The 23426-nt window shown below is 32.9% G+C and carries 22 protein-coding genes and 2 pseudogenes; 20 read left to right on the top strand and 4 right to left on the bottom strand.

What is annotated here, in order from left to right; genetic code table 11:
* Positions 1–38 precede the first annotated feature (38 nt).
* From CLOS_RS16310 to CLOS_RS05620, 7 genes and pseudogenes are all read left to right on the top strand, one after another.
* A pseudogene (locus CLOS_RS16310) lies at positions 39–302 on the top strand (ArsR/SmtB family transcription factor); the annotation flags it as partial.
* A gap of 226 nt (positions 303–528) precedes the next feature.
* Positions 529–993 (top strand): signal peptidase II, encoded by a 465-nt coding sequence (lspA, locus tag CLOS_RS05595; RefSeq protein ID WP_012158941.1) that lies wholly within the window; start codon positions 529–531, stop codon positions 991–993.
* A gap of 2 nt (positions 994–995) precedes the next feature.
* Positions 996–1652 carry a class I SAM-dependent methyltransferase gene (locus tag CLOS_RS05600; RefSeq protein WP_012158942.1) on the top strand — a complete coding sequence of 219 codons (657 nt, stop codon included), beginning with the start codon at positions 996–998 and terminating at the stop codon, positions 1650–1652.
* A gap of 71 nt (positions 1653–1723) precedes the next feature.
* The gene (locus CLOS_RS05605) at positions 1724–2092 is read left to right on the top strand and encodes an ArsR/SmtB family transcription factor (RefSeq protein WP_012158943.1); all 369 of its coding nucleotides are present in this window, start codon (positions 1724–1726) and stop codon (positions 2090–2092) included.
* 21 nt (positions 2093–2113) lie between these two features.
* Positions 2114–2488: a winged helix-turn-helix domain-containing protein gene (locus tag CLOS_RS05610; protein ID WP_012158944.1), complete on the top strand. Its 375-nt coding sequence runs from the start codon at positions 2114–2116 to the stop codon at positions 2486–2488.
* Positions 2489–2519: 31 nt separating this feature from the next.
* Positions 2520–5120 carry a heavy metal translocating P-type ATPase gene (locus tag CLOS_RS05615; protein ID WP_012158945.1) on the top strand — a complete coding sequence of 867 codons (2601 nt, stop codon included), beginning with the start codon at positions 2520–2522 and terminating at the stop codon, positions 5118–5120.
* Between the two features lie 428 nt (positions 5121–5548).
* Positions 5549–6001, top strand: a pseudogene (locus tag CLOS_RS05620) (Csac_0668 family 2Fe-2S cluster-binding (seleno)protein); the annotation flags it as partial.
* A 64-nt stretch (positions 6002–6065) separates the two neighbouring features.
* Here the strand turns inward: CLOS_RS05620 and CLOS_RS05625 are convergent.
* The 4 genes from CLOS_RS05625 to CLOS_RS05640 all read right to left on the bottom strand — a co-directional run bounded on the left by CLOS_RS05625 (position 6066) and on the right by CLOS_RS05640 (position 8606).
* On the bottom strand, positions 6066–6335 hold the full coding sequence (locus CLOS_RS05625) for a thioredoxin family protein (RefSeq protein WP_012158947.1): 270 nt from the start codon (positions 6333–6335) through the stop codon (positions 6066–6068).
* On the bottom strand, positions 6320–6751 hold the full coding sequence (locus CLOS_RS05630; RefSeq protein WP_012158948.1) for a MerR family transcriptional regulator: 432 nt from the start codon (positions 6749–6751) through the stop codon (positions 6320–6322). The genes CLOS_RS05625 and CLOS_RS05630 overlap by 16 nt, the downstream gene beginning before the upstream one ends.
* Before the next feature lie 87 nt (positions 6752–6838).
* Positions 6839–7651 carry an ABC transporter permease gene (locus tag CLOS_RS05635; RefSeq protein WP_012158949.1) on the bottom strand — a complete coding sequence of 271 codons (813 nt, stop codon included), beginning with the start codon at positions 7649–7651 and terminating at the stop codon, positions 6839–6841.
* Entirely contained in the window at positions 7635–8606 is a 972-nt protein-coding gene (locus CLOS_RS05640) for an ABC transporter ATP-binding protein (protein ID WP_012158950.1), read from the bottom strand. Before CLOS_RS05640 ends, CLOS_RS05635 begins: the two co-directional genes overlap by 17 nt.
* 2135 nt (positions 8607–10741) lie before the next feature.
* Here CLOS_RS05640 and sigZ point away from each other — a divergent pair.
* The 13 genes from sigZ to CLOS_RS05710 all read left to right on the top strand — a co-directional run bounded on the left by sigZ (position 10742) and on the right by CLOS_RS05710 (position 23351).
* Positions 10742–11299, top strand: a complete 558-nt coding sequence (sigZ, locus tag CLOS_RS05650; RefSeq protein WP_012158951.1) for an RNA polymerase sigma factor SigZ — start codon at positions 10742–10744, stop codon at positions 11297–11299.
* A gap of 87 nt (positions 11300–11386) precedes the next feature.
* Entirely contained in the window at positions 11387–12178 is a 792-nt protein-coding gene (locus CLOS_RS05655) for an arsenite methyltransferase (protein ID WP_012158952.1), read from the top strand.
* A 490-nt stretch (positions 12179–12668) separates the two neighbouring features.
* Complete coding sequence (locus tag CLOS_RS05660) at positions 12669–13262, top strand: molybdenum cofactor guanylyltransferase (RefSeq protein ID WP_012158953.1); 594 nt, start codon at positions 12669–12671, stop codon at positions 13260–13262.
* 333 nt (positions 13263–13595) lie between these two features.
* Positions 13596–16148 (top strand): molybdopterin-dependent oxidoreductase, encoded by a 2553-nt coding sequence (locus CLOS_RS05665; protein ID WP_012158954.1) that lies wholly within the window; start codon positions 13596–13598, stop codon positions 16146–16148.
* Between the two features lie 30 nt (positions 16149–16178).
* Positions 16179–16859 carry a 4Fe-4S dicluster domain-containing protein gene (locus CLOS_RS05670; protein ID WP_012158955.1) on the top strand — a complete coding sequence of 227 codons (681 nt, stop codon included), beginning with the start codon at positions 16179–16181 and terminating at the stop codon, positions 16857–16859.
* 96 nt (positions 16860–16955) lie between these two features.
* Positions 16956–17624: a TorD/DmsD family molecular chaperone gene (locus tag CLOS_RS05675; protein ID WP_012158956.1), complete on the top strand. Its 669-nt coding sequence runs from the start codon at positions 16956–16958 to the stop codon at positions 17622–17624.
* Between the two features lie 67 nt (positions 17625–17691).
* Positions 17692–18786: an ATP-binding protein gene (locus CLOS_RS05680; RefSeq protein WP_012158957.1), complete on the top strand. Its 1095-nt coding sequence runs from the start codon at positions 17692–17694 to the stop codon at positions 18784–18786.
* Positions 18787–18853: 67 nt separating this feature from the next.
* Positions 18854–19285, top strand: a complete 432-nt coding sequence (locus CLOS_RS05685; protein ID WP_012158958.1) for an MOSC domain-containing protein — start codon at positions 18854–18856, stop codon at positions 19283–19285.
* Positions 19286–19348: 63 nt separating this feature from the next.
* Complete coding sequence (locus tag CLOS_RS05690) at positions 19349–19567, top strand: twin-arginine translocase TatA/TatE family subunit (RefSeq protein ID WP_408626276.1); 219 nt, start codon at positions 19349–19351, stop codon at positions 19565–19567.
* A gap of 60 nt (positions 19568–19627) precedes the next feature.
* A complete protein-coding gene (locus CLOS_RS05695; RefSeq protein WP_012158960.1) occupies positions 19628–20650 on the top strand; it encodes a molybdopterin-binding protein in 1023 nt (340 codons plus the stop codon).
* A gap of 10 nt (positions 20651–20660) precedes the next feature.
* Positions 20661–21893 (top strand): molybdopterin molybdotransferase MoeA, encoded by a 1233-nt coding sequence (locus CLOS_RS05700; protein ID WP_012158961.1) that lies wholly within the window; start codon positions 20661–20663, stop codon positions 21891–21893.
* Entirely contained in the window at positions 21893–22384 is a 492-nt protein-coding gene (gene mobB, locus CLOS_RS05705; protein WP_012158962.1) for a molybdopterin-guanine dinucleotide biosynthesis protein B, read from the top strand. The genes CLOS_RS05700 and mobB overlap by 1 nt, the downstream gene beginning before the upstream one ends.
* Before the next feature lie 250 nt (positions 22385–22634).
* Complete coding sequence (locus CLOS_RS05710; RefSeq protein WP_012158963.1) at positions 22635–23351, top strand: metallophosphoesterase family protein; 717 nt, start codon at positions 22635–22637, stop codon at positions 23349–23351.
* Positions 23352–23426: the final 75 nt, after the last annotated feature.

The following is a 23426-nucleotide window of genomic DNA, read 5'->3' on the forward strand; positions in this document are numbered from 1 at the left end:
ATGATTATTCATGTTTTCAGATATTCAGAACAAGAAGGATGAAATATGTGAAAGATAATAAGGTTGATTTTGATAGATGTGATTGTACTGGATATTCATGAAGATGTTGTAAATTGAGTAATAGATAGAATGCCTCCTGAAGAAAACTTATATATTTAGCAGATATATTTAAAGTTTTGGATGATACAACTAGAATTAAAATACTTTACGTCTTATTTACTTCAGAGATGTGTGTATGTGATATTGCTGTATTACTTAATATGACTCAGTCTGCCATATCACACCAACTGCGTGTACTGAAATAAGCAAGACTGGTTAAGTTTAGAAAAGAAGGTAAGTTACAGGAGAACTACTTGTTATGGCGAGACATGTAGAATAATTATGTCCAGTTGGATCAATATTAATAAAGGATATTCTATAAAAGTAGGGCATGATGTTTTGTAAGCTAGATCCTTTTCTTGATATTACACTGTAAAGAGTATAGAAGCAAAATGAACAATTATTATCAAAAAATATTGGAGGTGTGATATGAATTATTTTATTATTATAGCTTTGTTAGTGGCTATAGACCAGGTGTTTAAGTATCTAGTAGAATCTTATCTCAAACCCATAGGTACATTTCCAATCATTAAGGATGTATTTCACTTAACCTATGGGCAAAATACTGGAGCAGCATTTAGTATTTTACAAGGTAAGCAAGCATTTCTTATTACCGTCACCTCTATTGTTACTATAGCTCTGATAGTCTATTTAATTAAGAATTATAAAACACAAAATTATCTGTTACTTATATCTCTCACCCTTGTTATATCTGGGGCTTTGGGGAATCTTATTGACAGGGTGCGGCTAAACTATGTAGTTGACTTTTTAGACTTTACATTGATTAATTACCCTATTTTTAATACGGCAGATATTTTCGTTGTATCAGGCACTACATTACTTGCCTATTTTATGTTGCTTGCTAGTCCGAACAATTCACAAAAGGAGGGTTAGACATGACTAAAAATGCAAAGTTTATCCCAGTTTTAAAATTTGACTGGCTTACTCGTTTTTTTGATCCTTTAATGAAGCTTACAATGTCGGAAAAAAAGTTTAAGAAAGCTTTATTACTACAGGCTGATATTAAAGATAATGATATTATCCTTGATTTTGGCTGTGGTACTGCAACGCTAATGATTATGGCTAAAAAAGAAGCTCCGAAAGCAAGTATTTACGGTGTAGACGTTGATCCAAATGTACTCAAAATTGCTAAGAATAAGGTGAAAAATAGTGGTTATGAGATATCTTTAAGAGCCTATGATGGTATTTCATTACCCTATAAAAGTGAAACATTTGATAAGGTGCTATCAAGTCTTGTGTTCCACCATTTGACTAGAAGTCAAAAGGAAATAGTACTAAAAGAAATATATAGGACACTAAAGTTTGGTGGAGAATTGCATATTGCCGACTTTGGCAGAGCCAGTAACATTTTTATGCGAGGGATGTTTTTAATTATCCAACTATTTGATGGTTTTATTAATACCTCAGACAATGTGAATGGGTTACTCCCTGAGATTATCAGAGAAGCAGGTTTTGATAAAGTTATTGAACATAAGAGAATAATGACCTTGTTTGGTACTATTTCGTTATACAGAGCCATCAAACTATTGTAATCTCACTTATATCACATTTTTTAGATAAAACATTTTAGTGTTGATTATACACAAAAGGAGGGAAATAGTTCATGCAGGATAATAAAATTGACTTTGAAAGATGCGATTGTACTGTTATTCACGAAGACGTTGTAAACTTAGTAAGAGATAGTATGCCGCATGAAGAAAGCTTATATGATTTAGCAGATATCTTTAAAGTTTTTGGTGATACAACTAGAATTAAAATACTTTACGCCTTATTTGCTTCAGAGATGTGTGTATGTGATATTGCTGTATTACTTAATATGACTCAGTCTGCCATATCACACCAACTACGTGTACTGAAACAAGCAAGACTGGTTAAATTTAGGAAAGAAGGGAAGGTAGTATATTATTCTTTGGATGATGATCATATAAAGCAAATCTTTGATCAAGGTTTAATTCATATTAAGCACAAATAATTTATAGAAAGGAAGCTACTAATGGATACAATAAAATCTAATGAAAATTTTAAATGTAGATACTTTAGGATTCAAAAAGATGTAGTTAAAAAGGTTAGAGCGAGATTACCAAGTGATGATGAATTTGCGAGTTTAATAGAACTATTCAAAGTATTTACCGATGAGATTAAACTTAAAATAATTTATGTATTATTTGATTCTGAAGTTTGTTTATGTGAATTAAGTGAGCTATTAACAATAAATGAAGATGAAGTTATTAGACAACTGAAAGAGTTAGAAAGATTAGGGGTAGTAAAACATAAACACAAAGAAGATATGGCTTGCTATTACCTAGCTAATAATCACATACAACATATTTTAGTAGAAGGATGCATTCATAAAAGTCATACTGATTAGATAGCAGTCAATTTTGAAAAGGTGGGATAATATGAGTCAAAAAATTCGTAAAGAACTAATATTAGAAGGTCTAGATTGTGCGAATTGTTCAGCTAAAATTGAATACGAAGCAAACCAAATAGCTGGAGTAAGTGTTTCAATGAACTTTATGACAAAGACACTTACTATTGAAACTGAAAATGGACAGGAGTTAGAAAGGATATTAGTGCAAATTAATACTATCGTTAACAAGCATGAACCGGATGTTATAGTAAGGGAAAAAACAATAAACAAAGGTGAAAAGAAAGCATTAATACTTGTGGGCTTAGGATGTGCAAATTGTGCGGCAAAGATGGAAACACAGATTAAAAATCTTACAGGCGTAAAGAATGCAACCGTGGATTTCGTGTCTAAAAAATTAACCATTGAAGCAAATAGTAAGCAGGATCTAAAGAGAATTATTGAAGAAGCTACAGCTATAGTAAAAAGAATTGAACCAGATGTAAAAGTAGTCGATGAAGAACAGAAAAGAAAAAGTGATAATAAAAGAATTTTTATACTTGACGGGCTTGGATGTGCAAATTGTGCATCAAAAATAGAATCAGAAGTTAAAAAAATAGAGGGAGTTAAGGTTGCTTCTGTAGATTTTGTTTCAAAAAAGCTTACCATGGAAACTGATGCTAATATTAATTTTGAAAAGTTAAATGAAGGCATAGTCAGCATAGTAAAAAGAATTGAACCGGATGTTAAAGTTATAAGTGCTGAAGAGATTATTAAAGAAAAAGCAAATGACGATGAAGAAGATAGTAATAAGAAAGAAATAATAAGGCTTGGTATAAGTGGAGCTTTGTTTGCTATAGGCTTAGCGTTTAATTTGCCAAGCTGGTTGGAACTTACCGTATTTTTAATAAGCTATATTATATCTGGAGGAAAAATTGTACTAAAGGCTTTGAAGAATATCACAAGGGGCCAAGTGTTTGACGAAAATTTCCTTATGAGTATTGCTACAATTGGCGCATTTTTTATCGGAGAATATCCGGAAGGTGTAGCTGTTATGCTGTTTTTCCAGGTAGGAGAATTTTTTCAAGAATTAGCTGTAAATCGTTCTAGAAAGTCAATAAGCGCGCTGATGGATATAAGACCTGATTTTGCTAATATTAAAATTGGAGATGACATAAAAAGAGTATCCCCCGAAGAAGTAAGCATAGGTGATATTATTGTCGTAAAGCCAGGTGAAAAAGTTCCACTGGATGGCAAAGTAGTAGAAGGGAGCTCAATGGTTGATACATCTGCTCTAACAGGAGAATCTGTTCCAAGAGAAGTAGAGGTAGGCAATGATGTATTAAGTGGTTTTATTAATAAAAATGGTCTTTTAACTATTGAAGTTACAAAAGAATTTGGTGAATCCACTGTGTCTAAGATTTTAGATTTAGTTCAAAATGCCAGCAGCAAGAAAGCTCCAACTGAAAACTTTATAACAAAGTTTGCCAGATACTATACACCGGTAGTTGTAGTTATTGCAGTACTTCTTGCAATTGTACCACCCCTTGTTGTTCCGGGAGCAACATTCTCAGATTGGATATATAGAGCCTTAGTATTTTTAGTAATTTCATGTCCTTGTGCGCTGGTAGTATCTATTCCCCTTGGCTTCTTTGGTGGAATTGGTGGTGCATCCCGAAGTGGTGTATTAGTTAAGGGAAGTAACTATTTAGAAGCGTTAAATAATGTGGAAATAGTTATCTTTGATAAAACTGGTACTTTAACAAAAGGTGTATTTAATGTAACGGAAATAAATCCTCAAAATAATTATACTGAAGAAGAGCTAATAGAATATGCAGCATATGCAGAGAGTTACTCAAACCATCCAATTGCAGTTTCAATTTTAAAAGCCTATGAAAAAGAAGTTGATAAAAGTAAAATCGAAAGCTATGATGAAATATCCGGACATGGTATAAAGGTTAAGGTTGAAGGCAAAGAAATACTTGCAGGTAATATTAAATTAATGAACAAAGAAAATATTCAAGTTAGTAAGGTTGAATCTGTAGGAACTGTAGTACATGTTGCATTAAATAATGTGTATGCAGGTTATATTGTGATTTCAGATGAGGTTAAGGATGATTCGGCGAGCGCAATTAAGGCATTAAAAGCCCTTGGTGTTAAAAAGACCGTCATGCTTACAGGAGATGTAAGGTCTGTTGGTGAAAAAGTAGGTAAGCAGTTAGGGTTAGATGAGGTATATGCAGAGTTATTACCTACTGAAAAAGTTGAAAAACTTGAATTGATTGATAAACAAAAGTCACCGAAAGGGAAGCTTGTCTTTGTAGGTGATGGTATAAATGATGCGCCGGTACTTGCAAGAGCTGACATCGGAATGGCAATGGGAGGCTTAGGATCAGATGCAGCCATTGAAGCTGCTGATGTGGTAATTATGACCGATGAACCATCTAAAATAGCTACAGGTATAAAGATTGCAAAGAGAACACGAAAAATTGTATGGCAGAATATAATTCTTGCTATGGGAGTTAAGCTTATATTCTTAATCCTAGGCGCTACTGGTGTAGCTTCATTGTGGGAAGCAGTATTCGCTGATGTTGGGGTAACAGTTATTGCTGTAATAAATGCCATGAGAGTAATGCGCGTTAAAGACATATAGTATTATTAGATTTTTTATAAATATATACAGTTTATTATGTAAATTACAGATAAAATAATATAGGGTTATATTAGTAATGATATTTCTACTAATCCAATATAACCCTATATTATAATTACTTAATCATACAACATATATAGGTATTTTACAGTCTTTGTAACTTACTTTACGTCTGATTATTATTACCTTAACTAATAAATATGGATGTCTTGATTTTAAAAATATTCATCTTTGTTAATTAAAATAAGTGTCAGGATGCTGGTGCTACTTCCAATGAGAGATAGCAGAATTATCTGTCATAAAAAATTGGGATGATGATCTAATCATCCTATTTTTTAAGGATGTACCGGTTTGAAAAGGCACTATAACTTTAAAATGGGAGAAATGAATTTATGGAAGAAAATATAATGAATAGAAATTGCTGAGGATCTCAAGCTAATTCTACTAGTCTAGTAGAAGAAAACAAGTTTTGTCCTATTTGCAATGAAGAAGGAATTCAGGTAAAAGGTATTACAGTAAAACACATGGTTATTGAAAATTTAATTCCACAGGTAGAAGATGATAATTATTATTTATGTCTTAGTGAAAAATGTGATATTGTTTACTATAGCTCTAACTCAGACTTTCACATAGAAAAAGAACAAATAAAAGTACCAATTTGGTTTAAGGAAGATGCTAATCCTAAATACATTTGTTACTGTAACCGAGTAACGGAAGAGAATATTGTTAATGCTATAAGAAATGAAGGAGCTAGAAATATTAAGGATATTATTAAGTTAACTGGTGCTATGAAAAATGGTAAATGTGAAATTAATCATCCTACAGGAAAATGTTGTAGCCCAATAATTCAAGAAACAATAGATAGGGCATTAGGAATTTAAATAAAAAAAGGATAGGCTACGATTCTATTTAGTATCATAGGACTATCCTTACTTTATTGAAAAATTACTGACCTAATCCAGCCGCTTTTAATGCTTCAATATCAATTCCTTTGTTTTTGCAGCAGTCTACTAATTTACCGTTAATTGCTACAGCAGGAACAGATTGTATTCCGTATTTTTTAGCTTTATCTTCGCACTCATTTGTCTCACACTTTTTATTTAAGTCATAAACTATCACTTCGCAGTTAGGGCATGCTAATTCTTTAATTTGCTTTACAGTATTATCACACACATAACAACCTGCAGTAAACACTTCAATTAATCTTTTAGCCATTCTTTTCCACCTCCCTTCGATAAAGTTTCAACAATTGGACATTTACAAATAGGATTGCCTGATCCAGGACATTGAGCAGATAGATCTTCTAAAGTAGTTTTGATTTTTTGGAGATCATGAATTTTTAATTCAATCTCCCTAATTTTTTGAGTAGCAAAATCAAGAATTTCTTTAGAATCAAAGTGTTCTTCATCTTCTGTAATTGCTAGAAGTTTTTCAATTTCATCGAGAGAAAAGCCTAATTCTTGAGAACGCTTAATAAATTTAATCCTCTCGACAGTTTCTAAAGGAAATATTCGATAACCTGATTCAGTTCTAGGTGGTTCTGAAATTAAGCCACGTCTTTCATAATACCTGATGGTTTCAATATTCACATTAGATTTTTTTGCAACTTCACCTATTGATAAACCATTCATTAATATCACCTTCTAATATAATTATAAGGCCTGTATCTAGGTACAGAGTCAAGGCTTTTTTGATTTTATTATATTTAAAATGATTATCTACCATTTCCCACCTGACATGCGGGCAAATCTTCTAGCTCCAAAATACCCCATTATAAGTGAACTTATGATTATTCCTAAGATACTATATGCTAAATGCATATGAGGGATTTGTGGTGTTAAAACTGCTCTTAATGCTTCATTAACATATAATAAAGGGTTTATTAAAACTAGCTTTTGAATAATTGGAGTTGCACTTAATGAATTCCAAGAGAAGAATATAGCTCCTGTGAAAACCAAAGGCATTAAGAAGCCTGGAAACATAGCGGCAATTTGATTAGGTTTAATAATAGTTCCAACCAAAAGGCCAAGAGTTGCTGAACAAATAGCAGCAAGTACCAATATTGGAATAAGCGTTAGAATACCTTGAGCATTTATTGTTATATCTAGAGAGCTGGCCATAAATAGCAAGGATACTGGTAATACTATCAAACCGCCTATCCATGATTCTAAAATTCCTACAAACATCTTTGCAAAAGCTACAACTCGTACATTAACAGGTGCCTGTAAACGATCTTCTATTTCTCTGGACATATTAAAATCCATAGTTAGAGGAACTGCCGTACCATGAATTCCTGTAACAAGTATGCTCATGCCTACCATACCTGGAAACATCTGGTTAGGGAAATTTGGTCCTACAATTCCTACTCTAGGCAAAATATAACCATAAAGAAGAATCAGCACAAAAGGTAACATGGCTACACGGAAAACAAACTCCCATTTATTCCTTGCCTGAACTACTAAGTCACGTTTGACCATAGTTTTAAATGCTATAAAATCCAAATTGTTATTTACTTTATCTGTTTTCATCATGATTTATGCTCCCCTTTCCAGTTAAATGTATGAATACATCATCAAGCGTACTTGCGCTTAAACTTATATTTTGTAAAGGTGTATCTAATTTATTTACCCATTCTAAAATCTGGTTGAAATCAGGCTTATTATCCTTCATATATAGAAGTAGTACACCATTTTTAATGGTAGCATTTGTTACTTCAGGTAAGGTCTTAGCTTGCCTAGCAAATATAGGATCAAGATTGGCTAATTTTATGGAAATAATATTATTGCTAGGAATTAGTGTTTTTAATTCTTCAACTGTTCCTAGAGCTTTTAACTCTCCTTTATCAACAATAGCAATTCGATCACATAGCTGCTCTGGCTCTTCCATATAATGAGTTGTAAGAAATATTGTGGTTCCAGCTTTATTTAAGGTTAGTATTTGTTCCCATAATATAGATCTATAACTAGGATCTAGGCCAGTTGTTGGTTCATCTAAAAATAATATAGCAGGGTTATGCATGATAGCACGAGCTATTTTTAAACGTTGTGCCATTCCTCCTGAATAACTTTTGACATAATCATTTTGCCTTTCGGTAAGTCCAAACTTATGAAGGTACTCATCGGCTCTTTCATTTGCTGTTTTATCATCTATTCCAAAATATTTAGCATGATAGATTAGGTTTTCTCTTGCAGTTAGTCCCTTATCTAAATTATTGTGTTGAGCAACTACACCTATTTTTCTACGTGCTAGAGCAGGATTTTCTAAAGTTGATTGATCATCAATAAAGATCTTACCCGATGTAGGTTCTAACTGAGTGGTCACCATGCTAATTGTAGTACTTTTACCAGCTCCATTCGGTCCTAGAAAACCAAAAATTTCTCCTCGTTGTACCTCAAAGCTAATGCTACGGACTGCTTCTACTTTCCGATCTTTTGACACTTGAAATACCTTGTGTAAGTTTTCTACTCTAAGAATTATATCTGACATTACATTAATCTCCTTTCATTTGGTTTATTGCAAACCTTATTTTTAGCTTATATTACCATTGTAAAGTATGTACCTAAGTACAGTGTCAAGGGGTAAAATACCTTTTATGATAATTTGCACGATATATTTTTACTTAATGTATTCTATATTTAATTTAGTATAATACTCTTATATTTTTACGATAAATGTTCAATATTCAGCAATATTTCGCTGCATCAATGTTAGGAACTATCTTTCTTAAACGATATACTGCAACAATGGATAAGAAATAAATATATATCATTGAAATATTAGCAATATATTTATTTCTTAATTTTTTTTATAGTGTATATAGCAGAACATTTTATAAGGAAGTTTTCCGAGACTGGAACAGTCTGTAGTTACTATAAAGATAGGCTCAGAGGCTACAGTTTGTGGGAAGGAGCGGTGGAGAAAGTAGAATATATAGATTAAAGTACAGAAATAATTACTACCACAAACAAAAGACCCGAAAGAACAATCTGACCTATGAATGGAGTAAAAAATATGTAAACAGAGATCTGGTTACATATTTTTTTATGGAATGAACTAGGAAGTTTGTTGACCCTAGAGGAGGGGCTACAGCGTCCCACCCTAACAAAGACTCCAGAGGAATACAAAGGCAAAGACCCTAAAGTGGTCACTTATGGACGTATGGGAATAACGTGGCCATGACCCTATAGAAAATGACCTAAAAGCATGACCCTAGGAAAAGACCCTAAAGAAGCAACCTATAGACGTAGGTAATAGCGTTGCATGACCTGTAAGTTAAAAACTACAGAGAACTACTATAATAAAGACCCAATAGATAGACCCCGTAATGCATGTGGGCAACTATCTCTAAAGATAGACTTAATAAGTTGTCCATCATGCACACCCCCTGAAGCTGTACCCTAATTAGTAGGAGCAGTAGTAGTAAACTTTGTGGGTATGTGGGCAGCCTCTATGAGAACTACTGTAAATAGCTGTCCATATATCCACAATGCATAGGGGATGCCTGGCATCCCTACCGATTGGACCATAGAGATTGGACCATAGAGATTGACAGTAAACTTAAAGACCCCAGAGATATACCCGAACCTTTCCCAACTATTCACTAAATGTCGATTTCAGGAAAGGGAACCGGTAGTTGCTCACGTGCAAAGACGAACCCCATAGGAGCAACTATTTCTGAAATTATGTACATTTAGGGAAAGTGGAGTAGTGGTAGTTTGCTTAGAAGATGGGCCCAAAATGAGAAACTACCTCTACGGAGCGTTAGTTGGGAAAGGGCCCCAGAGACGGACTAATTTAGCCTCTCGGTCTGCCACCATAGAGATAGACCCTAAGGGGCAGTCGGAGAGGCATTACCCGAAAGATAGACCTAGTGACTGGAATAATCTTTTTAAGCTCTATAGGATCGCTTTCATAGAAAAAGTTTATGGAAGGAACGGCAGCAATTGACCCAAGAGAGCAATCTTTTAAAGTACCAGCTTCGGAGGTTAACTATTACAGGTACTTTAAAAGTTTGCTGACCCTGATTAATTCCCTAAAGATAGACTTAGCGAGTGGAACAGTCTGTAGCGTCCTACTTATATAACACATTTTATTTATTATATAAATAGTGGCTTTTATGGACGTATGGCAATAACAAGACACGATCCATCTACTAGAAGTATACTATCTTTTAAATAATTAGCTACAATCTGTGGAAGGAGCGGTAGTAAGGATATTGAAGTCAGCGAACTAAAGCGGTTGAATGCAGGTATTACTGTGAATACAGCAAGATTCCCGGTACCCATCAGACAATATTTGATTGTCCTAATGGTGAAGTTCTTATTAGAATTACTATAGAGGCAGTGGACTGTCTAAGGATATTTTAAATATAAAAAATAGGGATATATAATAAAAAGAAATATATAATATTAAATTTTCTATAAGAGAAAGTGTTAAAATAAATGGAGAGAAACAGGTTAAATGATTGCAATTAGAAGTATAGTTGGATTGTAAGAAGTGATTTAAACCACAATCAAATTAAGTGTTTTTATGATATCCATAATATCTTGAATCACAAGGTGTTTCAGAAGCATTAAAGTAGCATATAGATATAACAAAATTAATAAGTGGGGTGCTTTATTGTGAGGTACTGTGTAGATTGTATTTGGGAGAAATTCAACGTACCACTTAAAAGATTTATAATGAAGCGAGTAGAAAATGAAGAAGATGCTGATGATATTTTACAGGAGGTTTTTATCAAAATTCATAATAACGTAGGAGGTTTAATGGACCATAGCAAAATTCATGTTTGGATATATAGTATAACCCGGAACACTATCATTGACCACTATAGGAAAAATAATAAAAAATATGAGATTTTGGAGCTACCAGAAGATATAGAAAGTTTTACAGAAAAAGAATCATCTTATAATCTTGAGATAGCACATTGTCTAAAAAATATGGTTAATACATTACCTGATATATATAAGCAAGCTATTATTCTAACGGAATTTAAAAATATGACACAAAAAGAGCTAAGTGAGAAGATGGGTATATCTTTACCAGGGGCAAAGTCAAGAGTTCAGCGTGGAAGAAAAAAATTAAAAGAAATGCTACTAGACTGCTGCTGTTTGGAAATGGATCGTAGAGGAAATATTGTTGACTACAAACATAAGAGTGATGAATGCAAATACTGTTAAAAATGGGTAAAGATCTGCATCCTTTTTTATTTGCATACGTCTTTATATTTGAAAACCTATTTAAATCATATTAGGAGGAGGATATACATGGCGAAGAGTAGAGAAGATATCAGAGGGTTTATAAGAAAAAATTATGCCCAGGTAGCAAAAAAAGGAAATGTAGGCGGCTGCTGTAGTGGTGGATGCAGTTGTAGTGATGCACCAATAGATATTAATGAAACATCTATGAAGCTTGGTTACACAGAAAATGATCTTTCAAATGTGCCAACTGAAGCAAATATGGGATTAGGCTGCGGAAATCCTATTGCTATAGCAAATCTTAAAGAAGGGGAAGTAGTCTTAGATCTTGGAAGTGGTGGAGGATTTGATTGTTTTCTTGCTAGAAGGCAGGTAGGCGAAAGTGGATACGTTATAGGGGTTGATATGACACCTGATATGATCAGCCTTGCAAGAAAAAATGCAGAAAAAAGTGGATATACAAATGTAGAATTTAGATTAGGAGAGATTGAACATTTACCTGTACCAGATAGTTCAGTAGATGTTATTATATCCAATTGTGTAATTAATTTATCCCCTGACAAGAAGCAGGTGTTTAAAGAAGCTTTTAGAGTTCTTAAAGCAGGTGGTAGATTGTCAACTTCCGACGTTGTTGCAACAGCAGAGTTACCACAAAATATAAAAGATGATTTAAGTCTAATTGCAAGCTGTATTGGTGGTGCAGAATATGTTGAAGATATTAAAGAAATGATAAAACAGGCAGGGTTTAAAAATATTAAACTGACATCTAAGGATAACAGCAGAGATATTGTTAAGGAATGGGCACCAAATAAGAATATTGAAGATTTTATTAGTTCTTATATAATTGAAGCAGTAAAATAGCTGAGAATATAAAAGTTACTTTACTGATTTGTATTAGAAAGGTAGTTTTTTATTAAATAAATACTTCTTATAATAAGTATGTTTAATTCTATGATATAGTGTTTGTAACCAGCAAGAACTATTGAACAATACGTATATAAATATCATTTTGAATAGATTAGTGTTATAACTATTATGATGAATAATATGGTCATACAACTTTATATTTATTCAATGAAAGTATAAATATATCGGAACAAAGCTTATAGCTATGTTTCGATTTTTTTATGAAATAGATTAAGAAGGTTATTAATCTAGTATAAAAAATCTAAAAAAGTAAGATCTATATCCAAAATAGATTTAATTCAAAAAAATTGTTTTTAGCGGATTGGATATTATATAAAAGTTATTGTTGATTTATTATCAAACAATCAATATAATTGTCTTACGGTGTAGCTGAATTAACAATAAAAAAATAGTAGTTCTACGATAATAAGAGGCAGGTGATACTATGGATGTTAAAAAAGTAACGGGTTTAGTACTGGCAGGTGGTAACAGTACTAGAATGGGACAAAACAAATCCCTTCTTAAGATAGACTCTAAATCACTAATAGAAATAGTAGTTGAAAAGCTTAAAAATTTATTTGACGAGATTATTGTAGTGACAAATAATCCTGAAAACTACCCTATGTTGAAAGATATACGATTTGAGAAGGATTGTATTGAGACACCAGTTAAAAATTCTCTAGTAGGAATATATACTGGCTTGTTGAAATCATCCAATGATCATGTTTTTGTTGTTGCCTGCGATATGCCATTTTTGAATATGGATTTGGTACAACATATGTTGAGTGAATTAGGCAATGAAGATATACTTGTTCCTTTTCTGGAAGGACATTATGAACCACTCCATGCAATATATAATAAAACATGTTTAGCTAACATAAAACATATGATCGATATAGGAAATTATAAGATTATTAACTTGTACAATGATGTCAAAACAATTTATGTAAATGAAAAGGAAATAAGAAGTATAGATCCTCAGTTAAAAAGCTTTATGAATATAAATACAAAAGATATTTTTGATAGTTTAGATAAATAATTCTAAAAATAAATAATGCTTGTACAACGAATATAGTGATGGTATAATTGCAGTAGTTAATTAAATAACGAAAATTGTTTGTTAGTAATAGGGCTTCAAATTATCAGAATTTATACTATTCGATCTGTTCAATTACTCTCTGTATATTAAAAAATTAGCCTATCTAATTAATCTTTAATGTACTGTAAGAGATTTTTTTATACACAACATATCATTATGTAGTGATATGTTTATGTGATAATGTATTACTTAAATTTGATACTAAAATGTAAAGCCAAGTTCTCCCACTTAAAAAGTGGGTTTAAAATAGTATTATCAAAGGAGGCTAGTTTTGTGAAATTATCTAGAAGAAGCTTTATACAAGTTTCAGCAGTGGCAAGTGTTACAGCTTTTCTGTTATCAGGCTGTAAAAAAGACCCTGAAGTATTAGAAACAACAAAACCAGGTGAAGTTCAACCATTAGTAGAGGGTGAATGGAAACCGAGTGGATGTTTAGGATGTACTTCATGGTGTGCAAAACAAGTTTATATTGTAGATGGTAGAGCAATCAAAATCAAAGCTAATGATGAGTCTAAAATTCATGGTGGAAATGATTGTCCAAGGGCACATTTAGCAGTTCAACAGGTTTACGACGCTGATCGTATTAAACAACCAATGAAAAGAACGAATCCAAAGAAGGGTAGAGATGAAGATCCAATGTTTGTACCGATTTCTTGGGATGAGGCCATGGATACATTAGCAGATAAAATTATGGAACTTAGAACAAATAATGAAACTCATAAGTTTATGTTGCTTCGTGGGCGTTATACGAATATAACTGATTTATTCTATAGTAGTATGCCAAAAATTATTGGTTCACCAAATAATATTTCACACAGTTCAATCTGTGCAGAAGCTGAAAAATTTGGCCCTTACTATACACAAGGGTATTGGAATTATAGAGATTATGATGTTCAAAATACGAAGTACATGATTTGTTGGGGAGTAGATCCATTATGCTCTAATAGACAAGTATCTCACTACCTAAATGTATTTGGAGAATTATTAAAGAAGGGTGTCAAAATAGTAACTATTGATCCTAAATATTCAAGTACTGCTGCAAAGTCACATGTATGGATGCCAGTAATTCCTGGCCAAGATGGTGCACTTGCAACTGCAATGGCCCATGTAATTCTTGCGGAAGGACTATGGTCTAGAGAATTTGTTGGTGACTTTACTGATGGCAATAACGCATTTATTTCAGGGAAAAATGTGAAGGAAGAAACGTTTGAAGAAATTCATACTCATGGCGTAGTTAAGTGGTGGAATTTAGAGTTAAAAGATAGAACACCTGAATGGGCAGAAGCGATATGTGGTGTTGATGCTGCTACTATCAGAAATGTAGCAATTGAATTTGCAAAGGCAGCCCCATATTCTATGGTATTTATGGGTGGAGGCTCTAACATGCAGGTAAGGGGTGCTTATAACTCCATGGCTGTGCATGCGCTTAATGGTTTAGTTGGATGTATTGATCATGAAGGTGGAGTTTTAACTGGCAGAAGTGCAAAATTAAATAGCTTACCAGGGCCAGACGATTTTATGGATGAAATGGCTAAGACTAACAGTAAAAATAAAAAGATGGACCAAAGGGGAACTAAGCAGTTCCCAGCACTAAAAGAAGGTAAACCCGGTAGTGGTGTTATTACAAATCGTGTAGCTGACGCAATTTTAGCAGAAGATCCATATCTTCCAAAAGTAGTGATTGGTTATTTCTGTAACTTTAACTACTCTTGTCCTGGTACTGATCGTTGGGACAAGGCAATGTCTAAAATTGAGTTTTTTGCTCACTGCGTAACTCATTACTCTGAAATGAGCCACTTTGCAGACCTATTATTACCATCTACACACCATATGTTTGAGCAGATGGCAAGTGCGGCACAAAAGGCAAATTCCTATACACACCTTTGGATTACGCAAAGATTAATTGAACCAGTATATGATGTTAAAAATCCTGAGTCTGAAGTATTATGGATGCTTGCTGAAAAATTAGAGCAAAGAGGTTTTAGTAATTTATTAGACTTCTGTAAAACAGTTAAAGATCCAGAAACAGGATCAGAACCAACGAACGGATTAGAATTTGAACTATATGCATATAAAACTCTTACTCAATCTATTTGGGATCCAACAAAGTATACAGAGCTTGAGAACCATGGAGATAAATTTAATAGTTGGAATGAGTTTATTCAAAAAGGAGTATGGAATTCTGATCCATACAAGTTCAAAGGTCTATGGAGTAAAATGAAAACTGAAACTACGAAGTTTGAGTTCTATAGTGAAACTTTAAAGAAGGCTCTTCAAGAGCATGCTGATAAGCATAATACTGATGTTGACGACATTTTAGCAACTTGTAAATATACTGGAAAAGGTGAACAAGCATTTATACCACATTACGAACCACCTTATATGGAAGGAAAGGTTGAGCAATATCCTTTTGCGTACATCGATTCTAAATCACGTCTAGCAAGAGAAGGACGTTCAGCAAACTGTTCTTGGTTCCAAGAATTTAAAGACGCTGACCCCGGAGATATTAAATGGAGTGACTGTATTAAGATGAATCCAAAGGATGCTATAGAGCTTGGATTAAAAGATGGAGATAAAGTAAAAGTTACTTCACCTACTGGAGAGATCGTTACAACATTAAAGCTTTGGGAAGGTTTACGTCCTGGAACTGTTCAAAAGAACTACGGACAAGGTCACTGGGCAATGGGCCATGTAGCAGCAGAAGACTTTGAAAAGAAATTAAGCCGTGGTGGAAACAGTAACGTTATTATTCCAGCAGACTACGAGCGTCTAAGTGGTGCTACTGCGTACTATGGTAGTTTCAGAGTTAAGATAGAAAGAGCATAATATCAATAGAACGATTTGGAGGTGTTTTAATTGGCAAAATATGGAATGGTAATTAACCTGGAGAAATGTGCTGGATGTGCAGCTTGTTCAATTGCCTGCAAAAATGAAAACAATGTTCCGGATGGAATATTCTGGTCCCATTATATTACTGAAACTGTTGGAGAGTTTCCAAATGTAACATATAACTATATCTCAACATTATGTAATCACTGTGATGATGCACCTTGTGTTAATGCTTGTCCATTAAACCCTAAGGCGATGTATAAGTCAGATAACGGAATAACAATGCATAATCATGAAGCTTGTATCGGTTGTCGTGCTTGTGAAAAAGCATGTCCATATTCAGTTATTTCCTTTAACGAAACAGAGCCATTTGGTGAGTGGAGAAGTGGAGATGCTGCTGAATTAACTAAAAAAGTAGGGGGGGATATTATTCCTTACTCAAATCCAGACAGAGAAATAACTTATGCAGGAATTAGATCTGCTAAGAAAGTTGAAAAATGTACTTTCTGCGATCACAGAGTTGCAAATGGTGAAAAACCTTACTGTGTTGATTCTTGTCCTGCTAATGCAAGAACATTTGGTGATTTAGATGACCCTAATAGCGAAATTAGCAAGTTATTATCAAACAATAAGGCTACTGTATTACTACCAAATGCTAATACAAAACCGAATGTATACTATATCAATAAATTCGATGTTAAAGAGTAATTTTGAGTATAGTCTTATAGCTAAATAAAGTAAAAACATTCTAGTAAAAAGCAGTTCTACTGCTTTTTACTAGTTAAATAATAAGGAGGGTATTACTTGGAAAATTTTTTAGTAAGAGAAAGAGTAAGGGCCGTAACTTATCAATTACTGGCTAAATGCTATAAATTGCAGCCAACATTAAAAGAAGATAAGATTATAGATAATCTATATGAAGTACTATCCTTAGTGAGTGACGAGGCAGCTAATTATGCAAAGGCAATGAAAGTTGAAATTGATAATAACAACAATATAGACGAAATGAAATTTGATTTTCTAAGTTTGTTTGTAGGACCCAAAACCTTGCTGGCACCACCGTATGGTTCTGTTTATATGGAGGAACGCGGACAAATAATGGGGGTTTCAACTCAAGATGCAATGAGAATATATCATCAAGCAGGGCTGAAAAAATCTGAGGATTTTAAAGAGCCACCAGACCATATTAGAGTCGAGCTAGAATTTATGAGTACTTTAATTCAACAAACTATAGAAGCTTGTGAAAAATCTGAATGGGCAGAAGCAGAGAAAAAGATAGAATTGCAGGTGGAGTTTTTATCGAAGCACTTAGCAGGTTGGATTAAACCTTTTGCAAATAATATCATTAGTAATGCCAAAACAGAATTTTACAAAAATCTTGCTAAAGCAACAGAATCTTTTATTAGACAAGAATATACTGAAGACAGCATAGCTATGAAGGAAGAATTTAAAGAGTTAACAGAAATAATTTAGTTTGTATAGGATAAGATGCTATGTTTTTAAACTTGAGATCAATATTGATAAAAGGAGGTAGTTTATAATGTTATTGAAGTATTTCATTCAAAAGATGGCAGTAGAAAATGTGCCTAAAATAGAAAAAAAAAGCTGCCTCCATTATAGAAATGCTAATGATCCATGTAATAATTGTATAGAATCATGTCCAACTGCAGCAATTGTAAAAAGAGATCAAGCTTTTGTTATTGAAGATGAACTTTGTATTGGTTGTGGTATATGCAAGGTGAAGTGCCCAAGTCAGTCAATTTCAATGGTACATTTTGGGGAAAATACCATACCTAAAGCAATTAAAAGTTGTGAAACAGTAGTATTTGGTTGTAATTATGGAAAATCAGAAGGCAATGTGATGGTTCCCTGTTTAAACGGATTACACCCTGAACTATTAGCACTATTATTGCTTCACTTTAAAGATAAAAAACTAAAATTCAATCTAAGTAAATGTAGTACATGCGCTATAGATAGTAAGGCTTTAACTTTCGAGGTTTCGCTTAAAAAAGCATTAGCTTTTTTAGAAAATATAAAATCATATGAAGAACCTGAAGTCATTTTAGATGAATGTGAAGTACCAAATATATCGCCAAGGTCCATTACGAGGCGAGATCTGTTTCATATTATTAAAGACGATTCTATAAATCATGCAACAGACATATTTAATAGTATGTGGAGTAATAGCAAAGATAACACACTAAATCATAGGCAAATACTTTTAGATTTAGTTAATGGATTAGCCAAAGAAGAAACCTTTGAAATTAATAGGGAAAGCACTTTGTTTTCAAATTATGTAGTAAATTCAAGTTGCAATGGCTGTAACTATTGCGAGGCTATTTGTCCTTATAAAGCTTGGAAGATAGAAGAAACTGAAGAAATATATACTCTTAGTTTTAATACTGGGAGATGTAGAAGTTGTGGACAATGTATAAAAACATGTCCACAAAAGGCAATTGAAAAGACAAATATATTATCAGATGATTTTAAAGGATATACTCCAAAGGTTGAAAAGCCAAAGATTAAATGCAAGAAGTGTAATGCTAAATTTGTTTTAACTGAAAAAGACAATGAATTATGTACAGCTTGTATGAAGCGGGAAGAATTAAGAAAATCCCTTTTCAAGAAGAATTGAAAAGATTATATATATTAACAAGAATAATAACTAAAATATAGCCAAAATTAGTAATGGAGGTAGAATTATGCCTAGTGTTGTTGCAATCAATATAAGTACTAAAAAAGGAGTTGCAAAACAGTCTATTAGCGAAGCAAATTTTGTAGAAAACTTCGGAATCGAAGGAGATGCTCATGGTGGAAACTGGCATCGCCAAGTAAGTTTATTAGGTCAAGAAAGTATTGATAAGATTAAAGCCATGGGTATGGACGATCTTGATAGTGGAAGTTTTGCAGAAAATATTACAACTGAAGGTATTGAATTGTATAGCTTGCCTATTGGAACCAAACTAGCTATTGGTGAAACTTTACATGAAGTAACTCAAATAGGGAAAGAGTGTCATCAGAGATGTGCTATTTTTCATACAGTAGGAGACTGTGTTATGCCACGTGAAGGTATATTTACTAAAGTTTTAAAAGCTGGAAAAGTAGTACCAGGCGATAAAATAGAAATTTTATAACATATATTTGTTTAGATATATTTTAAATGAGAAGTTTAGATTAAAAATTTACTAATATTAAAAATGAAAAGAATGGTGGATGTTATAATGTTTGGGAAATTAGGTACGAGTGAATTAGTTTTAATTTTAGGAATAGCTCTTATAATTTTTGGACCAGGTAAATTACCAGAGTTAGGGAAATCTTTAGGTAAGGCAATATCAGAATTTAAGTCATTTTCAAAAGAAGTAAAAGAAGATATTTCTTTAGATGATAAAAAAGCTAATAATACCTTAAATGATTAATCATTAAGTAGATGATAGAAATGATATTTAAATAAAAATAATCTTTTAATGGAGGCTAATATGAAAGTAGTCAAAACTGAAGAAGCAATTGGAATGGTATTAGGACACGATATTACTGAAATTGTTCCAGGTGCATTTAAAGGAGTAGCCTTTAAAAAGGGACATGTAATAAAAGAAGAAGATGTTGAAAGATTTTTACGAATTGGAAAAGAGCATATTTATGTTTTTGAATTACAGGAAAATGAAGTTCACGAAGACGATGCAGCGATAACTCTTGCTAAAATGATATGCGGAGATGGCGTATACTTTACAGAGCCTTCTGAAGGAAAAGTTAATATTATAGCAAAAGAAAAGGGACTTTTAAAAATAGATAGAGATTCCTTAGATGAAACTAACGATTTAGGTGATATATGCTTAGCAACTATTCATGGAAATAGAACAATAGAAAAAGATGCCTTAATAGGGGGATGCAGAGTAATTCCATTAACAGTTGACAGAAGTAAAATAGAAGCAGTGGAAGATATTCTTAAAGAAAAAACACCTTTATTCCAAGTAAGACCTTTCAAAAACCTTAAAACTGCAATCATAGTATCTGGAAGTGAAGTTTTTAAAGGTAGAATAGAAGACAAATTCGGTCCAGTAGTTGAGAGAAAGGTAAAAGCTTTTGGGGCAGATGTATTTTATAAGACTATAGTTCCAGATGAATTAGAGATCATAAGAGATAAAGTTATAGAGTGCAAAGAAATGGGAGCGGAGCTTATTATCGTTACTGGTGGTATGTCGGTTGATCCTGACGATAAAACTCCAGGTGCTATAAAATCTACAGGCGCAGATCTGATAGCATACGGTACACCAGTATTACCGGGTGCTATGTTATTGGTTGCTTATTTAGACGATATTCCAGTATTTGGTCTTCCTGGTTGCGTTATGTTTTCGCATACAACAGCTTTTGATATTCTACTGCCTCGTGTTTTTGCAGGTGAAAAAATCGTAAGACGAGATATAACAAGATTAGGCTATGGTGGACAATGCATTAAATGTGAAGTTTGTAAATTCCCAGATTGCTATTTTGGGAAAAATTAGGAGGAATAAAATGCGTTCAAATGTATCACTAGAAGAAGCATTAGAAATACTGCTTCAACAAAATTTTCAAACTGAGGCGATTCAAGTACCACTATTAGAAAGCTTAGATAGTATTTTAGCAGAAGATATTATTTCAGATATGAACATGCCGCCTTTCGATAAGTCACCCCTAGATGGATTTGCAGTTCGGGCAGAAGACATTAAGGGTGCATCAAATGAAAATCCTATAATATTAGAAGTGATTGACTATATACCTGCTGGTTATGTATCTAGGAAAACTATAAAAAAAGGGCAGGCAATCCGTATAATGACAGGAGCTAAAATTCCAGATGGGGCAGATGTTATTATACGATTTGAAGACACAGAATCTACAGATACACATGTTAAAATATTTGTAACTCTTCCTTCAGAATCTAATATTAGTAAAATGGGCGAGGATATGGAAATTGGAGATGTAGTACTTAAAAAAGGTACTACAATAAATGCTCCCGAAATTGGAATATTAGCTACTTTAGGAAAAAGTTTTGTACAAGTTTATAGAAAACCAAGAGTTGCAATTCTTTCAACTGGGGATGAATTAGTAGAAATTCAAAACCCTTTAACTGATGGAAAAATAAGAAATAGTAACTCATATACGATAGCTGCTCTTATAAAAAAAATAGGAGCAAAGCCTCTATTATTAGGAGTATGTATTGACGAAATAGATATTATTAAAGAAAAACTAGATGCTGCATTAGGTTGGGCAGATGTTGTGATTACTACTGGTGGTGTTTCAGTTGGCGATTGTGATTTAGTAAAAGAAGCTTTTCAGCAGGCAGGTGCTGAAATGTTATTCTGGCGAGTTCGAATGAAGCCAGGAACCCCTATTGCAGTTGCAAAGTATAAAAACAAACTAATATTTGGTTTATCTGGAAATCCTGCTGCAGCTTATATTACATTTGAGCAGTTTGTAAGACCAGTAATTTTAAGAATGATGGGAAGACAAAGGTTTAACTTAATGAAGGTTGAAGCAATATTAGAATCAGATTTTAAAAAGATTAGTGGGCAAAATAGGTTTGTTAGAGCCCATACCTACTATAAAGATGGTTCATATTATACTCTATTTCCTAAAAAGCATAGCTCTGGTGTATTATCAAGTTTGTCGGGTACAAATAGTCTTTTCTATATACCAGGAAACACAGGTCCTTATTTAGAGGGGCAGAAGATAGAAGTTCAATTATTAGATCATCCGGAGGTGCTATAATGATACCAGCAATATCTATAGTAGGAAAAAATTCAAATACAGGTAAAACAACAGTATTATGCAATATAATTCAGGAACTAAAGAAAAGAGGATATAGAGTAGCCACTATTAAACATGATGTACATGGGTTTGATATAGATCATCCTGGTAAAGATACATGGAAACATGGACAAGCAGGCTCAGATATTGTTATGATATCTTCACCACAAAAATTTGCCATGATTGAAAAGGTAGAAAAAGAATACACACTTGACGAGATTATTAGTAAAATTGATAATGTAGATATTATAATCACAGAAGGTTATAAAAGAGAAAACAAGCCTAAACTAGAAGTTTTTAGAACAGAGGCAGCAGAATGTTTGCTGTGTGAAGATCATGAATTATTCGGCCTAGTTACTGATGTAAAGTTTGATAAAGACGTGCCACAATTTGGTTTTACAGAAGTTGAAAAGTTAGTAGACCATATTGTTGAATTATTTTTAAGTAAGTAATTTTATGTAAAATAAGAGGTACTACAATGTAGTACCTCATAATTTTTAGATGAGCCCTTCACGGCTATCGATATTAATCTGCGTAAAATCGTACGACAAGAAATAAAATACTTTCTCGATGAATTTAAAATTCCTGTAGTATTAGTAACTCACGATTATGATGATGTGAAGATATTGGGAACAAAGCTGGTTGAATACTAGGATATAGGGTAAATATCACATTAAAATAAGTATAGGGAGTTGTGGAGTTTTGAAAATCGCTGTTATATCAGATATTCATAGTAATATAGTGGCATTAAATGCTGTTTTAGACAGCATAAAATCAAATAGTTGTGAAGAAATTATATGTTTAGGAGATTTAGTGGGATACGGTCCACATCCTAATGAAGTAATCGAGAAAATTAGTCAATTGGGAATATCTACTATTATGGGGAACTATGATGAAGCAGTGGGTTTTTATTTGCCGTATTGTGGTTGTCATCTGGATTCTAAAGTAAAACTATTACAAAGTCAGAATTCATTAAGATGGACTGAGGAAAATACAAAGGAAGAAAATAAGATAATATTAAGACAATTACCGGAACAATTGGAATGTAATTTCAATGGTAAGGTGATTTCAGCTTATCATGGAAGCCCTAGCTCAATTACTGAGTATATCTATGATAATCAGCAAGACAGATTACAGGAAGTAATTGAGGAACTGAATACTGATATATTGCTGTTGGGACATACCCATTTACCATTTATTAAATGGATTGGAAATAAATTAATTATTAATCCAGGAAGTGTAGGGAAGCCTAAAGATGGTGATAATAGAGCAAGCTATGTATTACTTGAATTAAATGAAAAAGTAAATATTGAAATCATACGAGTAAGTTATGATATAGATAAAGTAATAGAAGACATGAGCAAAACGAGTTTGTTAAAAGAGTTTGGAGAAATGTTAAGATTGGGTAAAATTTTGTAAAGGAAAATTAATATATTATAATATTATGTTATAATGAAGTGATATGATATATTTATTAAATATCTGATTTTAGAA

It is taken from the genome of Alkaliphilus oremlandii OhILAs (assembly GCF_000018325.1).
GTDB classification, from domain to species: Bacteria; Bacillota; Clostridia; order Peptostreptococcales; family Natronincolaceae; genus Alkaliphilus_B; species Alkaliphilus_B oremlandii.

Coding starts and splice junctions, on each gene's coding strand:
- lspA (WP_012158941.1), top strand. CDS start 529: ATGAATTATTTTATTATTATAGCTTTGTTAGTGGCTATAGACCAGGTG.
- CLOS_RS05600 (WP_012158942.1), top strand. CDS start 996: ATGACTAAAAATGCAAAGTTTATCCCAGTTTTAAAATTTGACTGGCTT.
- CLOS_RS05605 (WP_012158943.1), top strand. CDS start 1,724: ATGCAGGATAATAAAATTGACTTTGAAAGATGCGATTGTACTGTTATT.
- CLOS_RS05610 (WP_012158944.1), top strand. CDS start 2,114: ATGGATACAATAAAATCTAATGAAAATTTTAAATGTAGATACTTTAGG.
- CLOS_RS05615 (WP_012158945.1), top strand. CDS start 2,520: ATGAGTCAAAAAATTCGTAAAGAACTAATATTAGAAGGTCTAGATTGT.
- CLOS_RS05625 (WP_012158947.1), bottom strand. CDS start 6,335: ATGGCTAAAAGATTAATTGAAGTGTTTACTGCAGGTTGTTATGTGTGT.
- CLOS_RS05630 (WP_012158948.1), bottom strand. CDS start 6,751: ATGAATGGTTTATCAATAGGTGAAGTTGCAAAAAAATCTAATGTGAAT.
- CLOS_RS05635 (WP_012158949.1), bottom strand. CDS start 7,651: ATGATGAAAACAGATAAAGTAAATAACAATTTGGATTTTATAGCATTT.
- CLOS_RS05640 (WP_012158950.1), bottom strand. CDS start 8,606: ATGTCAGATATAATTCTTAGAGTAGAAAACTTACACAAGGTATTTCAA.
- CLOS_RS05655 (WP_012158952.1), top strand. CDS start 11,387: ATGGCGAAGAGTAGAGAAGATATCAGAGGGTTTATAAGAAAAAATTAT.
- CLOS_RS05660 (WP_012158953.1), top strand. CDS start 12,669: ATGGATGTTAAAAAAGTAACGGGTTTAGTACTGGCAGGTGGTAACAGT.
- CLOS_RS05680 (WP_012158957.1), top strand. CDS start 17,692: ATGTTATTGAAGTATTTCATTCAAAAGATGGCAGTAGAAAATGTGCCT.
- CLOS_RS05685 (WP_012158958.1), top strand. CDS start 18,854: ATGCCTAGTGTTGTTGCAATCAATATAAGTACTAAAAAAGGAGTTGCA.
- CLOS_RS05690 (WP_408626276.1), top strand. CDS start 19,349: ATGAAAAGAATGGTGGATGTTATAATGTTTGGGAAATTAGGTACGAGT.
- CLOS_RS05695 (WP_012158960.1), top strand. CDS start 19,628: ATGAAAGTAGTCAAAACTGAAGAAGCAATTGGAATGGTATTAGGACAC.
- CLOS_RS05700 (WP_012158961.1), top strand. CDS start 20,661: ATGCGTTCAAATGTATCACTAGAAGAAGCATTAGAAATACTGCTTCAA.
- mobB (WP_012158962.1), top strand. CDS start 21,893: ATGATACCAGCAATATCTATAGTAGGAAAAAATTCAAATACAGGTAAA.